This is a genomic window from Pseudomonas kulmbachensis (genome assembly GCF_963681935.1).
Lineage (GTDB): Bacteria > Pseudomonadota > Gammaproteobacteria > Pseudomonadales > Pseudomonadaceae > Aquipseudomonas > Aquipseudomonas kulmbachensis.
In genome coordinates this window covers 1,036,318-1,051,363 of the sequence record NZ_OY817088.1, presented here as the reverse complement: position 1 = coordinate 1,051,363, position 15,046 = coordinate 1,036,318, and the positions used below count along the sequence as shown (strand labels likewise).

At 55.7% G+C, this 15,046-nt stretch carries 12 protein-coding genes; 2 read left to right on the top strand and 10 right to left on the bottom strand.

Features of this window, described 5'->3' with window-relative positions:
- Positions 1–302 precede the first annotated feature (302 nt).
- The 4 genes from guaA to U5A05_RS05005 form a co-directional block, all read right to left on the bottom strand.
- On the bottom strand, positions 303–1,880 hold the full coding sequence (guaA, locus tag U5A05_RS05020; protein ID WP_048359089.1) for a glutamine-hydrolyzing GMP synthase: 1,578 nt from the start codon (positions 1,878–1,880) through the stop codon (positions 303–305).
- Positions 1,881–1,983: 103 nt separating this feature from the next.
- Positions 1,984–3,453, bottom strand: a complete 1,470-nt coding sequence (gene guaB, locus U5A05_RS05015; protein WP_261741079.1) for an IMP dehydrogenase — start codon at positions 3,451–3,453, stop codon at positions 1,984–1,986.
- Positions 3,454–3,669: 216 nt separating this feature from the next.
- On the bottom strand, positions 3,670–4,218 hold the full coding sequence (locus U5A05_RS05010; RefSeq protein WP_261741078.1) for a sugar ABC transporter ATPase: 549 nt from the start codon (positions 4,216–4,218) through the stop codon (positions 3,670–3,672).
- Between the two features lie 67 nt (positions 4,219–4,285).
- Entirely contained in the window at positions 4,286–5,032 is a 747-nt protein-coding gene (locus U5A05_RS05005) for a sulfite exporter TauE/SafE family protein (protein ID WP_261741077.1), read from the bottom strand.
- An 80-nt stretch (positions 5,033–5,112) separates the two neighbouring features.
- On the opposite strand from U5A05_RS05005, the gene xseA reads away from it, so the two are divergent.
- Both xseA and U5A05_RS04995 read left to right on the top strand, forming a co-directional pair.
- Entirely contained in the window at positions 5,113–6,492 is a 1,380-nt protein-coding gene (gene xseA / locus U5A05_RS05000; protein WP_321835874.1) for an exodeoxyribonuclease VII large subunit, read from the top strand.
- A gap of 3 nt (positions 6,493–6,495) precedes the next feature.
- Complete coding sequence (locus U5A05_RS04995) at positions 6,496–7,320, top strand: M23 family metallopeptidase (protein ID WP_261741075.1); 825 nt, start codon at positions 6,496–6,498, stop codon at positions 7,318–7,320.
- Here the strand turns inward: U5A05_RS04995 and U5A05_RS04990 are convergent.
- The 6 genes from U5A05_RS04990 to U5A05_RS04965 all read right to left on the bottom strand — a co-directional run bounded on the left by U5A05_RS04990 (position 7,317) and on the right by U5A05_RS04965 (position 14,542).
- Entirely contained in the window at positions 7,317–7,838 is a 522-nt protein-coding gene (locus tag U5A05_RS04990) for a hypothetical protein (RefSeq protein ID WP_321835873.1), read from the bottom strand. The two genes, U5A05_RS04995 and U5A05_RS04990, sit on opposite strands and share 4 nt — an antisense overlap.
- Positions 7,838–8,656 carry a transcriptional regulator gene (locus U5A05_RS04985; protein ID WP_261741073.1) on the bottom strand — a complete coding sequence of 273 codons (819 nt, stop codon included), beginning with the start codon at positions 8,654–8,656 and terminating at the stop codon, positions 7,838–7,840. Before U5A05_RS04985 ends, U5A05_RS04990 begins: the two co-directional genes overlap by 1 nt.
- Positions 8,657–9,184: 528 nt before the next feature.
- Positions 9,185–10,459, bottom strand: coding sequence for a hypothetical protein (locus U5A05_RS04980; protein ID WP_321835872.1), 1,275 nt, complete (start codon positions 10,457–10,459; stop codon positions 9,185–9,187).
- Between the two features lie 79 nt (positions 10,460–10,538).
- The gene (locus U5A05_RS04975; protein WP_395246865.1) at positions 10,539–13,046 is read right to left on the bottom strand and encodes a TcfC E-set like domain-containing protein; all 2,508 of its coding nucleotides are present in this window, start codon (positions 13,044–13,046) and stop codon (positions 10,539–10,541) included.
- 147 nt (positions 13,047–13,193) lie between these two features.
- Positions 13,194–13,718, bottom strand: a complete 525-nt coding sequence (locus U5A05_RS04970; RefSeq protein ID WP_261741070.1) for a fimbrial protein — start codon at positions 13,716–13,718, stop codon at positions 13,194–13,196.
- Between the two features lie 62 nt (positions 13,719–13,780).
- Entirely contained in the window at positions 13,781–14,542 is a 762-nt protein-coding gene (locus tag U5A05_RS04965) for a hypothetical protein (protein WP_261741069.1), read from the bottom strand.
- Positions 14,543–15,046 lie beyond the last annotated feature (504 nt).

The window sequence follows — 15,046 nt, the reverse complement described above, 5'->3', positions numbered from 1 at the left end:
TCGCGAATTCCGTTCAAAAAATACCATGCTCAGAAACACACCCAAAACCGCGAGAAAACCCAATAAAACCGGGTGGATTATGAGTCTTGATACCATGCCCTTACCCACAAAGGCGACATGGTATCGAACACCGAGCATGGCATTTGGCTCAGTCAATGCCCCGTACCATGCCACATAAACACGGTGCTTGGCGATGCACAAAGCTGCCAGAACTTGCCAGACCCAAAAAACCAAAAGCCCGCAATTACGCGGGCTTCAGGGTGTTTCTTGCTAGTTGGTGCCGGTCAGTGCCGGACGTCCAATCATTCCCACTCAATCGTTGCCGGCGGCTTGCTCGACACGTCATACGTTACGCGGGAGATGCCTTCGATTTCGTTGATGATCCGGCCGCTCACGGTTTCAAGCAGCTCGTAAGGCAGGTGCGCCCAACGTGCGGTCATGAAGTCGATGGTTTCTACGGCACGCAGGGCAACAACCCAAGCGTAACGACGGCCATCGCCTACAACGCCAACCGATTTGACCGGCTGGAACACCACGAATGCCTGGCTGACTTTGTGATACCAGTCGGCCTTACGCAGCTCTTCAATGAAGATGTGGTCAGCACGACGCAGGATGTCGGCGTATTCCTTCTTCACTTCACCCAGGATGCGCACACCCAGGCCCGGGCCCGGGAACGGGTGACGGTAGACCATGTCGTACGGCAGGCCCAGTTCCAGACCCAGACGACGGACTTCGTCCTTGAACAGCTCACGCAGTGGCTCAACCAGCTTGAGGTTCATCTCGTCCGGCAGGCCGCCCACGTTGTGGTGCGACTTGATGACGTGAGCCTTGCCGCTTTTGGCGCCAGCCGACTCGATAACGTCCGGGTAGATGGTGCCCTGGGCCAGGTACTTGATGTTGTCCAGCTTGCAGGATTCGGCATCGAACACGTCGATGAAGGTGCGACCGATAATCTTGCGCTTCTTCTCCGGATCGCTTTCGCCAGCCAGGTTGCCCAGGAACTGTTCGGCAGCGTTGGCGCGGATCACTTTGACACCCATGTTCTCGGCGAACATGGCCATCACTTGCTCACCTTCGTGCAGGCGCAGCAGGCCGTTGTCCACGAATACGCAGGTCAACTGATCGCCGATAGCCTTGTGCAGCAAAGCCGCAACTACCGAGGAGTCAACGCCGCCGGACAGACCCAGCAATACGTTGTCGGTGCCGACCTGAGCGCGGATGTTGGCAATTGCGTCTTCAGCGATTTTCGACGGCGTCCACAAGGCTTCACAGCCGCAGATATCGAGGATAAAGCGCGACAGAATGCGACCGCCCTGCTTGGTATGGGTCACTTCCGGGTGGAACTGCACGCCGTAGTAGCCGCGCTCGTCGCTGAACATGCCAGCGATCGGGCAGCTTGGAGTGCTGGCCAGAACGTGGAAGTCGGATGGCATTTTGGTGACTTTGTCACCGTGGCTCATCCACACGTCGAGACCAAACAGGCCGTCCGCGTCGATATGGTCTTCGATGCCGTCCAGCAGGCGGCTTTTGCCGACTACGTCTACACGGGCGTAACCGAACTCACGCAGCTCGGAACCTTCAACCTTGCCACCCAGCTGTTCAGCCATGGTCTGCATGCCGTAGCAGATACCGAAAACCGGTACGCCCAGGTCAAATACAGCTTGTGGCGCGCGCGGGCTGCCAGCTTCGTGCACGGATTCCGGGCCACCGGCGAGGATGATGCCTTTAGGGGCGAATTCGCGGATCGCTGCGTCATCCATATCGAACGGGTGCAGTTCGCAGTAAACGCCGATTTCGCGCACGCGGCGGGCGATCAGCTGGGTGTACTGGGAACCGAAGTCCAGAATCAGGATGCGGTGAGCGTGAATGTCGAGGGCCATGACAAAATCTCGATTAATTTCAGAAACGACACGGGGCTGAATCAAACAGCCCCGGTGATTAAATTCGTATCGCACCCGGGTTTTGGCCTGGGTGCGATCACTATCAACTTACGCGATAGTTTGGAGCTTCCTTGGTGATCTGCACGTCGTGGACGTGGGATTCAGCCATACCGGCGCCAGTGATACGCACGAACTCAGGCTTGGTACGCATTTGCTCGATGTCGGCACAGCCGGTGTAACCCATCGAAGAGCGCAGACCGCCCATCAGTTGGTGCACGATGGCGGTCAACGAGCCTTTGTACGCCACGCGACCTTCGATGCCTTCCGGCACCAGCTTCTCGGCACCCGCGGAGGAGTCCTGGAAGTAACGGTCGGAGGAACCCTGGGATTGCGACATCGCACCCAGCGAACCCATGCCGCGGTAGGCCTTGTACGAACGGCCCTGGTACAGCTCGATCTCGCCCGGTGCTTCTTCAGTACCGGCGAACATCGAACCCATCATCACGCAGGATGCACCGGCAACGATGGCCTTGGACAGGTCACCCGAAAAACGGATGCCGCCATCAGCGATCAACGGTACGCCAGTGCCTTCGAGGGCAGCGGCAACATTGGCAATCGCGCTGATTTGCGGAACGCCAACACCGGCAACGATACGGGTGGTGCAGATCGAGCCTGGGCCGATACCGACCTTGACTGCGTCAGCGCCGGCTTCAGCCAGGGCCAGGGCAGCAGCGCCAGTGGCGATGTTGCCGCCGATCACCTGAACTTCTGGGAAGTTCTGCTTGACCCAACGAACGCGGTCGATCACACCTTTGGAGTGACCGTGAGCGGTGTCGACAACCACCACGTCAACGCCTGCAGCCACGAGGGCAGCAACGCGATCAGCAGTATCTTTGCCAGTACCGACCGCAGCGCCTACGCGCAGACGACCTTGGTCGTCCTTGCTGGCCAGCGGGTAAGCCTTGGCTTTTTCGATGTCGTTGACGGTCATCATGCCTTTGAGGACAAACTTGTCGTCGACGATCAGCACGCGCTCGATGCGGTGCTTGTGCAACAACTCGCGGGCTTCGTCCTTGTCGGCGCCTTCCTTGACCGTGACCAGACGCTCTTTAGGCGTCATCACATCACGGACGGTAGCTTCCAGACGGTTTTCAAAGCGCACGTCACGGGACGTCACGATGCCGACCAGGTCGCCATTGTGCAGTACAGGAACGCCGGAGATGTTGTGCTGGCGGGTCAGTTCAAGCAGTTCACGTACCGTGGCATCAGCCTCGATGGTGATTGGCTCTTTAACCACGCCTGCTTCGAAACGCTTGACCTTGCGAACTTCATGAGCTTGCTGCTCGATGGTCATGTTCTTGTGGATGATGCCGATACCGCCTTCCTGAGCCATGGCAATTGCCAGACGGGCTTCAGTTACGGTGTCCATTGCGGCGGAAACCAGAGGAATATTCAGTTCAATGCCACGGGTCAAACGAGTCTTTAGACTGACTTCGTTCGGGAGAACCTCGGAATAACCGGGGACGAGAAGGATGTCATCGAATGTGAGTGCTTCTTGGCTGATACGCAGCATCGCTGGGGCTCCCGAGCGGGAAAATGGAAGCGCGCCATTGTACTCAAAACACCTGCGTCTCTCAACGTAAACCTTTAGAGAGTTTTGCGCTAAGGGCCATGATTTATTGACCCGCAGGGCAGGAACCGCCCAGATACTTCAACCGTGGGAGCGAGCCTGCTCGCGAAGATCATTCGCGAGCAGGCTCGCTCCCACAGGAACAGAGCATCTACAGGTTTACAGCTCCACCTTCACCCACGCCACCGGCTGATCGAGCCAATCGGCGAACTCGTCAAGGAAGCTTTGCTTGAAACCCGCCTCGGCCCAGTTATTGAAAATAAAGCCCAGATTGGAAAACGCACAAGGCTGCAAAAACAGGAAACCATTGATGTCGTCTTCATGAGCGCACAGCGGGCAGATGAAGTTGTCGGTGCGGCCCGGCATCCAGTCTTCAAGGCTGTCGAACAGCGCCTCGCCCACTTCCTTGCGGCACTCGGCACAGCCAGCCTCTTCAAGAAAGCCCTTGGACGGGGTGTAGATACAGCGTTTGGTGATGATCTCGAGACCATTGACCGGCTGACCAAATGGCAACGCCTCGGGGTGCAATACCACCTCTCGGGCGCCCGCTGCGATGGCGTAAGCCATACCGTTGCCAGTGCGCCCGCAAGTAGTCAATTCTTGTTCAATGATGTTCTTGCGTACCAGCCAGCGCACGATGGCTCGGGCGCGCGGCTCATGAACCGGCAAGGTGGAAATTTTAGGGACGATGATGCTCTGCGAATTCATGGGTACGGCACATGTTGGGAGATGAAAACCTGCTGTCTGTGGGAGCTTAAAGCCTCAACTTCTGAGGTCAAGCGCTCAGGTATCGCGCAATCAGCGCAATTCCACTGGCCAGTACCAACCACGTTACCAGCCGCACAAAAGCCTCACGGGACAATTTGCGGGTCAACCGTCGGCCAATCCACAACCCCAAAGCCATCGCCGGCAACAGACAGGCAGCGAGTAACAGCAACGCGCCATCGGCATACACCCCGGCAATCACAAACAAGCTCAAGCGCACCACAGTGCTGCAACTGATCAGCGCACTTTGGGTGGCCCGAGCCGCATCCTTCGGTAAGCGTGCATTCAGATACAGCGCATACAGAAACCCACCGCTGCCGAACAGGGCGCCAAACAACCCGCCCGTGATGCCGGTGGGGATGGCCCAGCCGGCAGCGACCTGCGTCGGCTTGACCTTCACCGCCAGGCTGTACAAGGCATAAGCGGTGATAAAAATCCCCATCAACAGCAATAACAGGTCGGACTTGAGGTTAAGTAAAAACACCACACCGATGACACAACCTATGGCCATGCACGGTAATAAACGCAGCAACTCAGGCCGTGCAACATCGCGGCGCGAAGGCAACCAGTTGCCAAATGCTGCGACAAAATCCAGCAGCACCAGCAAAGGGATGATTTTCGACAAGGGCAGACACAGGATCAGCAGCGGACCTGCGACCAGTGCCGTACCAAACCCGGCCACGCCAAACACGATATACGCCAGCGCAATGGCCAGCTCCAGCAACACCCATTCACTACCGCTAAAAGGCAAATCCATTGCTCAGCTTCCCTGTTTTTAGTGCGCAGACTTCTATCAGACAGGTGCAGTGATAACAATCCGCCCTTATGATGAGGCCCATGATTAAAGACCCCTTTGCAAGACTCAACCTCGACCGAGAAGTCCTGACCGTCAGCCAGCTCAATGGCCGGGCGCGGGTGTTGCTCGAAGACGTGTTCAGCAACATCTGGGTTGAAGGCGAAATATCCAACCTCGCCCGCCCGGCCTCTGGCCATGTGTATTTCACCCTCAAGGACAGTGGCGCCCAGGTGCGCTGCGCACTGTTCCGCAATAGCGCTGCGCGGGTGCGCCAGGCCTTGAAAGACGGCCTGGCGGTCAAGGTTCGCGGCAAGGTGTCGTTGTTTGAAGGGCGTGGCGACTACCAACTGATCCTCGACACTGTAGAGCCCGCAGGCGATGGTGCGCTGCGCCTGGCGTTCGATGCGCTGAAAGAAAAACTCAGCGCCGAAGGCCTGTTCAGCCCCGAACGCAAAGTCGCCCTGCCCGCTCACCCGCAACGCATCGGAATTATCAGTTCGCCAACGGGCGCGGTGATTCGCGACATCATCAGCGTGTTTCGCCGCAGGGCCCCGCAAGTCGAACTGACCCTGATCCCCACCGCCGTACAAGGCCGAGAAGCGACGGCGCAGATTGTCCGCGCCTTGAAGCTGGCCGATGCACGCGGCTTCGACGCACTGATTCTGGCCCGCGGTGGCGGCTCGCTGGAAGACCTGTGGTGCTTTAACGAAGAAGCCGTGGCCCGCGCCATTGATGCCTGTGTGACGCCAATCGTCAGTGCTGTAGGTCACGAAACCGATGTCTCCATTGCCGACTTCGTGGCTGACGTACGGGCGCCAACGCCGTCTGCGGCCGCAGAGTTGCTGGCACCGGACTCCAGCGATCTGCAACGGCGTATCGACAGCCTGCACCGACGTCTGGTGATGCGCATTCGCGACCGCTTGATGCGCGACCGACTGCGCCTCGACGGCCTGGCCCGTCGCTTGCGTCACCCCGGCGAACGCCTGCGCCAGCAAGCCCAACGCCTAGATGATCTGGACATGCGCATGCGCCGCGCTTTCGAACGCAGCCTCAATACCCGCCGCGAACGTCTGATCCGCCTCGAAACCCGCCTCGCGGCGCAGCATCCGGGCCGCCAGCTGAGCATGCTGCGCCAGCGCCTGGACAGCCTCGCCGAGCGCTTGCCCCGGGCCATGCGCGAAGGGCTGAAAGCACGGCGCCTACAACTGCAAAGTCAGATGCAAACCCTGCATGTGGTCAGCCCGCTGGCGACTCTTGGCCGCGGTTACAGCATCTTGTTGGATGAACGCGGCAACGCCATTCGCAGCGCCGGGCAGACCCATAACGGTCAGCGTTTGAAGGCCAAACTGGGCGAAGGCGAGCTGCAAGTCCGCGTTGAGGACAATCACCTCACGCCCGTCACCCTCTCTTTACTGGATTAACTGATGCCGCGTTTTCTCTCTGCCGTCTTGTTACTGTGCCTGACCCTCAATGCGCACGCTGCTGACAGCTACATCACTCGTTTATTGAACAAACCGGTGCCTGGCGGCGTAGCCGTAATTGAGCTGGGCACCGGCGCGCAAGCGCCCAAGGCCACGTACGACGGCAAGCCTGTGCTGGTGATCAAAGAACAGGATACCTGGCGGGCGATTGTCGGCATTCCACTGACAGTCAAACCCGGGGCCCAGCAGATCAGCAGCGGCGGCCGTGAACTAGGCTTTACGGTGGGCAACAAGAAATACCCCGAACAGCGCATCACGCTAAAAAACCAGCGCCAGGTCAATCCCAACCCGGCGGATATCAAACGCATCGACAACGAGCTGGCGATTCAGATCAAGGCTTACCGCACCTTCAGCCCCAACAACCCGAGCAACCTGCTGCTGGACAAACCGGTCAACGGACCGCTGTCGAGCAAATTCGGCGTACGCCGCTTCTTTAACGGCGAAGAGCGCAACCCCCATGCGGGCCTCGACTTTGCGGTGCCAGCGGGCACGCCGATCAAAACCCCGGCGGCGGGCAAAGTGATTCTGATCGGCAACTATTTTTTCAACGGCAACACCGTATTTGTCGACCACGGCCAGGGCTTTATCAGCATGTTCTGCCATATGTCGAAAATCGACACCAAGGTTGGCCAGCAACTGGCCCGTGGTGATGTGGTGGGCAAGGTCGGTTCCACTGGCCGCGCCACCGGCCCGCACATGCACTGGAACGTCAGCCTGAACGACGCACGGGTTGATCCGGCGATCTTTATCGGTGCCTTCCAGCCTTAACGCAAACGCGGCATCAGCCACCCTTGTCTGCCCTGGCAGATTTGGCGTGGCATGCCGAGGCGGCCAAACGAATAAGTGCTGGGGCCCAGTTTCAACACTTGAACATAGACGTCCTCACCTGGCGGGCTCATAAATGCCAGATGCTGATCATCATCAAGCGTGTCACCCTGCTTGCGCGTTACTTTAGTGACCTTGTTTTTCAAATAAGGACCCGCTTGCACATACTTGAAATCAATAAAACGATTAAAGTTGTGCACTCGGGTTTGACCGTTTTTCAAGGTGCGTACCTTACGGCCACTGATCCTTGAAAAACCCAGGTTGTTACCATAAAAAAACTGACTGTATGAACCCAGGGTACGCTCCGCGGTTTGATCGGGAGAGCTCACCAGCATTTCAAAGTCCAGATGACACTCCCATACCACTCGCCCCGCAGAGTAGAACCACGTAGAGACCAGCCAAGGCAAAGCGATGAGTGCGATAAACATCATCCCCGGCACACTCGACTTTACGATGGCCATTATTCGGCCCCCTCCACAATAAAATAGGAAATACACCCTGAAACACTGACTTCTATCGGATCCCGGCATAGAAAGTACCCATAAACGTCATCCCTAAGCGCTCCATTCAAATACACATACCCATAACTCGCCAAGGTCGTGAATGCAGGCGGTTTTTCCTTCAACTTGAGCATATGGGCATTGATTCGTTCAGGGCTTACGTTTAAACCCGGTGCCGAAAACAAATGCAGGTTGTACGCCCCCGGCACCGGTAAGTAGGTTAATTCGATTGCCGGAGACAGCGGCGAACTCAACGTCAACGTATGCCAGCCAAACGCCACAAACGCGTTACACAACAGCAACCCGGCAAGAGATAGATACTTGCGTCTGCTGCTGAAATTTTTCTGTGCCGGCACACCAGGCTGATCACCCGGCATCACCGACAATGGCGTGATATTGCGCCCGCAGCCATGGGCATCACTCGACAGAGGTTGCGTACCGTCACCCAGTTTCTCAATCGATAAAGCATCGCTGACTTTGTAACCAATGCGCGGCACCGTGACCACGTAATCGCAATGCCCCACGGTGGATAAACAGCGGCGGATCTGGGCAATGGATTGGTTGACGCTGTTGGCAGACACCTGCTGCCCGTAACGCTCCCACCCCGCATGCAGCAACTCCTTTTTAGTAACTATGGCGCCCTGGGCCTCAAGTAATGTCGAGAAACAACGACTGGCTGCGGCTCCCAGCACCACGGCCTGAACAACGCCACCGACACCGGATACTTCATACAACTCATCATCAAATAACATTACGCCAGCTATCAAATAACGGGCCATAGTATTACAGCCTTATAAAATGAGTAGACGGACTGCCTGCGTCCGCCCGTTCAACTCCCGAGTTAAACAACACTCTACATCAATCATTTAGCGCTGCGATATCTCACTCACCCGTCTGATCCTTGATTAAGCATCAACTCCCGCTTGATCCCTACACACAATAAACCAACGCTTGCGATATCCCCGTCAATCGAGTGATTGGAATCAGGGTATAAGTAGGAAATTTCAATGATTCGACATTAAAACAAACAGACCGCACCCTCAACAAACTGACCTGCTGTGCACAGGGCGTCGACCTGATTGTTATCCAGACACGTCACATAGGGGAAATGTGCGCAGAGTGAAGCGGCACGCTGACCGAGTCAAGTCGGGCAACAACCCGACACCGGTACTGTATTAACATAATTATTATGTGAAGGGTTCGCGGGGACCCGCGCACATGCTGCCGTCATCAGTAGTTTTATTAAATACAACGCTCAAGCACTGACTATCACTGTAATCAAACAATCACAATGTTTCTATCGTATGTCAGGTATTGACATCAAATATGATCGTCACCACCCCCGTGTAAGTACTGCCGGGGTTATCGACCATGAGTTCCGTCACCTCAGGCTTTATTTCATAATTCATGGTGGCTCCACGCGACACTTGGACCCCCTCAACGTCGAAGCTCACCGCATGGTGTATACCCTGTGCCAGGGGCACTTTAATAGCCGTACGCTTACCGGGCGCTAATGTAATACCGGCTGGAAAACTCACCATAGTATCTACCACCGCCACCTGAGCATTTTTCGTGGCCGACTCTGCGTAAATAGCGCAGTCGGTGCCGACCGAGTATTGACAGTCCAGGTACATTTTAAAATTGCTGGAGGTGGACAGTTTAAAGTTCTGAAACGCACTCAACCCTGGTGCTTTGCGCCCCGAATTAAGCCAGCCCTGCCAGCCTTCCCTGGGTTGCAACACGGCCCGCTGAGAACCGGGCGGGAAGTCCACGCTTAATGCACTGTTCACGACAAATTTGAAATCAAGCACCAGTTGGCTATCGGAGGGCAGCATCAGTTCACCGAGGTCATAATCCTGACCCGGCCCCACGCTATAGAGTGTGCTGGCAGCATAATCACCCGGCTCCATATCCAGCGGGTTAGGCATTACAAATTCAAACGCGGTTTGAACCCGCTCATAAATAAAAGGGCCGGGGATGTCGTACAGCGCTTTCTTGGTGCACGTGTCCTTGCTGCGATACTCCCAAAAAAACTCATGGATGGTACTGACCAAATACCACAGCCTCGACGAATAACACGGCGACACCTCATGCCACGTGCCTCCTTGCCAGAGCAACCCGTGTCCCAGGTAGGGCGCCGTCGGGCCTCCCGGGGACAGTTCTGCCGCAGGCCTGGTTAAAACGTAGCGCCCGCCTATCGCAGTTGCCCGAACTTTCAGCTCTGCCTGCGAGCCTGTTTTAGTGTTGACCAACATCACGCTGCGCCAACTCAGGGGGATCTTCATATAGGCCCCTTGCCGTTGATCGTTCGCGTTCGCTGCAGGATCAATACCCGTCGGCGATTCAAATATAACCGGCCAGAGCATGCCCCATGCCCCGCTACACGTTGAAGGCATCCCGCAATGACCTTCGGCGGGCGTTTGCAGGACGAATGTATTCTTCATTGGGTTGTTCGGATCCGGTGTATAGACCGCCTCAATGGTTTTTTCATAGGCTGACGTCGGTAACACGCAGCACATCAATATCAGTGCCACCCCGTAACGGGTGAAGACTTGAGCATTAACAAGTAACGAGATCCGCATAATAATTACTCAGTTCAAAATGATAAATCACACGCTCCTTGTGCACCCTGTAGCACCTGCATGGCCGCGACATGGCCTCTCACGGCCCTTTCGCAACGCCCACCGAAGAGGGATGGCAGACAATATCGGCCACCAGCAGCACATTGTTTTCGCGCTTATGTTTGCCCGGCTCCAGGAGGACACTGCATGCTGGCTGCCCCCGATGATTAATTTGCAGGCTGGGAGACGATTCGCTCATTTCCAGTACAAAGAACCCGTCGGCCTCAGTCACACCGCTGCTGGCATGATTAACAATATGTGCGCCCGCCATGGGACGGCCCTGTGGATCAACAAGGCGCCCAAGCACGGACAAGGTTTTGAGTACGCGCACTTTCTGATACATCACCCCGCCCTTATTGAGGTGGTAGCGCGCCTGCGCAGGTTGTATCGACGCGGCGTGAGCATCATTGCCGGTGAAGTCGAAGTGCACCGTGCCACTTTTATAAGCGCCCACCGGCACTACATTTCTGCCGGGTTTAAGCGCAGCGCCAAAACTGCCGCCCAAGTCATCAGCGCTTAATACAAGGTTGTCGATGTCCGAATCCAGGTCGACGATCATTGCGCCGTCGCCCCCATAAAAACTACCGCTGGCAGCCACTGTTCCGCCACCCACCGCTACGGTACTGCTGAGGTTCAAACCACCGCTGACCTCGCCGTTATAGGATGAACGCTGAGCATAGGCGTCGCCATTGAGCATCAGGGTTTCAAATTGCGTGGCGCCGTTCAAACCTGCGCCGTAACTGTCGGCCGTGAGGCTGGTCGAGTAGCTTTTGAAAAAAGCACCGTCGAGAGTCTTGTTGTAACCCACTGAGCCATTGAGTTCGCGCTCGCCATCACGGGAGGTTCGGCTGCCGATACTGGCCGTGAGATTGCCACCCGGTTTGCCCAGCGCCAGGTTGATGCTCAGGTCGATCCCGCGATTACGCTGGCTCCCGGTGCTGATGCTCGAAGGGCGGTCAAACAGCGACAGTTGCCAATTCACATCACTGCCAAACAGCGTGCTGCTGCGCAACCAGCTCAGATCCACCCCTGTGCCGTTGGTATTGCCGCTGCTGTGGTTAACCCTACCCGTCAGGCTGCTGGTCAGGCTCAGGCGCTGGGAAAGCGCGAGCGAGGTGCTTTGAGTTCGGCCGTTGTAGCGGTTTTTCGGGCGAATCGCGACGGTGTCCAGATAATCGAGGTCGTTTCGGGTATCAAGCCAGGAGCGCGAGTGAGAAAACATCACGCTACCACCGTGGTATTGATAACGGGCCTGAATGTCCATTCCGGTACCGTAGCCCGCCGTTTGATACACATTGCTGTTGAGACTGATTCTGTCCGACAGGCTCCAATCGATGGAACTGCCGAATTGCATTTTTTGCGCCACACGCTGGGCGTCCACCCCAAGAATGACTCGCGGGTGCAGCAAGTAATTGACCAGGACGCCGTAGGTCAAGCCTTGATCATATTGAATGTCATCGCCCCAGTTGTTGAACAACTGGCGTCGTTTGCCACCGAACACGCTATAGCGCCAGGGTTGATCGGCATTGCGCCAATTGTTGGGTTTGTAGATCACCTCTTCGGTTGTGGAGGTCACTTGACCGTCCTCGATCAAGCGCACCTGGACCGGGTAAATACCGCCGGGCAAGCGCCGGGTGTCGAGTGTTTGCAAGCCACTGGCAACGGCCTGGCTGTAAATCAGAACACCGTCGCGATAGACCTCAACCAGGCCCTGGCGGCTGGGAGTGACATAGACGGGATAAGTGCTGGGGCTTGAGTCGTTGACGGCCAGGCTGTCGCTGGTGCCGTACATGAAACCGAGGGTGGTATCGGGGCTGGCGCCAAAATTGCGCGGGCGTCGATAAACCCCTAACGCATCCGGGGTGAAATACCCCAGACGGAAAAAATTGCCGGCAAATTCACGCTGGCCGTAGAGCTGGTTAAGTGAGTGATAGGTGGGAGAGTCGGGTTCACCGGTACGCGCCAGCTCAGCCGAAGCCACCTGTGTCCAGTTACCGATGCTGCTGCTGGCCTGAACGTTGTAACGCGCTGCCGTGCTGGCTGCGGAGCCACCACCTCGGGCAATGTTCAACTGATTGTGCAGAATCAGGCCAGCACTGCCGTCTTCAGGGAGGCTGTGATATTGCGCAGAAACACCTTCACGTTCGGCGTTATCGGTCAAAATCGAAAATAGAGAGTCTTGCAGGTTGTAATGCAAGGCCACCAGGCCATTTGCACAGTTGCTGGTACAGCTACCCAGCGCAGTCGGCATGGACAACTGAGCCAGCCATTCGGCACGCTCTGCCTCAGGTAATGCGCTTTCTTGTGTATCGGTAAAGCTCAACAGTCGAATTTTCTCATCACGACCGAGGATCACCAGGGCATCGCCAAGCAACTTGGCATTCACATCGATGCGCACGGCCAGAGGCACATCGAAGAAGTGCTCCTGAAAACCATCAGGCAAAGACTCTGCCTGACTTAACACACCTAATTTTGACGGTGAATTAACCTCAGCGTTAAGGCCAGTCGATAATATAATCGAACAGCAAACAGTCAGGGCACGACCCATTACAGAGTTCAATAGTTGGTATCCAGACAAACTGACATCGTTTATGTAAAACCCTCACAACTACACTTTCCAGGCAGCCGAAAACATCGATCGCTGTTCGACCACCCGGAAAGCAAGTTTTAGAACTCAGGTCATACTAAAGACGGTTTAAGGTGTGACCGGGGCAACGGCATCGAAGGTCATATTGACGATGGCACTGTATTCACCCGGAGCATAATCCCGGCCTATATCGGCTGCGGCAATGGTCAGGTCAACACGTTTACCGGCAGCGGCTTCAGTGGCGTTGATAAATTCCTGGCTTGTAGCAGTAAGCTCCTTGTTATTGATATGAACGTAGAGCGGAACCACATCAGTGCCACTCGACAGATAAGGTCCGCCGGCATCGGTCAGACGCGCGGCAATCGCACCTGAACTGTTTTTGACATCAAAAGCCTTGCGCAGAGTGCTCAACTGGCCATATCCCGTGCCCATATTGGGCGTCCACTCCATACGTTGCGGCACACTAATCCAGCCGGTTTCTGCGGGCACGACATAGAAGTTGTCCGATGGAATACTGGCGATCAATTGAATTTGTACATCGACTGGATCAGCAGCCGATACGTGAGTGGCGCCCAGAGTGGCAAGCAAAGCGAGGGCCAACGGACTAACAGTAGCCATAAAAGTACGGTGCATGTTTTACATCCTTTTTCAGGTTTATCGTCAGGGGTGATACATCATTTATGTGCAATTCAAATTCAAACGCGAGTAAATGAAACCGTGCGCTTGGCCGTCCCCTCTTGAAGGACAAAGCTATGGACCTTGTTGTGCTCTTTGGTGAAGGTATAAGTTGTACCGGGCAATACGTAGTGCTGAATAATATTCGAGCATTCGTTGGCTTTATCGGCATGGCAACTTTTAACGAAGTCCAGCGCTACAACACTATTGCCTGCGTTATGAACGCTGTACGTATCCTTGTCATCTTTAAGCCGGGTATCGAACGTGACCTTGTCCGGTCTGACAAACAGCAGCGTGCCGAACCCGGTCAACAGGGTTACTTGCGCTGCCAAGTCTTTCTTGTAGGCCTGCTGATCATCCGGACTCTGGTCAAAACTGTCGGCACTGGACGGCAACACGGGAATAAAGCGAACCCGGTAATACCGCTCGTGGTCCCGACGGCCCATAAACAACAGACGCGTCGACTGCATGCCATCAGCAGGAATAATCATCCGTGCCGGGCTGGCCAGCAATGTGTCCTGCTCAGCCAACGGCGCAGTTGAGAGCGCTTTTGGCGGCTGCTCGACAGGCTGGCCCTGAGCGTCATAGATGATTTCCTGCACCACTACCTTGACGAATGCAGTGCTGGTCCCGGAGTTATAAATACGTTTCAGGACGGCGCTTTTACCATCCTCCAAAAAGCCGAACATCGGCCCCGGATTGATGGCTGGCGAAGCGATTGCCGAGGCACTCAAGCCCCAAACGCAACCCATCAACAGAAAGAGATAGCTGTAAATACGCATCGTAATACCTGGCGGCTGATAACAGGTCCCTACAGAGCGTGTGACACTGCTGTGGAAGCGGAATCAAGTATTACGAGGATTGGACTGATGAAGTGAAAACCCTCATCAGTGATCATGCCTTAGCACCGTAAAACAAGGCTTTTCACAGGTTTTCACGATTGATGACGGAGCCTGTCACAGCTTTGAGGCACCAAAATTCCTGACCGTCAGCACGCACCCTCCCAGGGTTCAACCGGCACCGACTGTTATTACCTGCGGCAAACAGCACCCGATGTATGCCCGACACTTTTGCTGCGCAATAAATTATGCAACCTGAAGAAAATATCGCGATAAAAATCCAAATATTCGCCATATTCGAGCAGTTATCTCAATGTTATTTGCCTACTTGCCATCCTTCTCACCAATGGTTAGGGTTGAGGTCATGAACACATCTCATACCCTCATTCTGCTTCGCCAACATCGCAGCCTTTGCTTGGTCAGTGCACGACTGCAAAGCTAATTGCG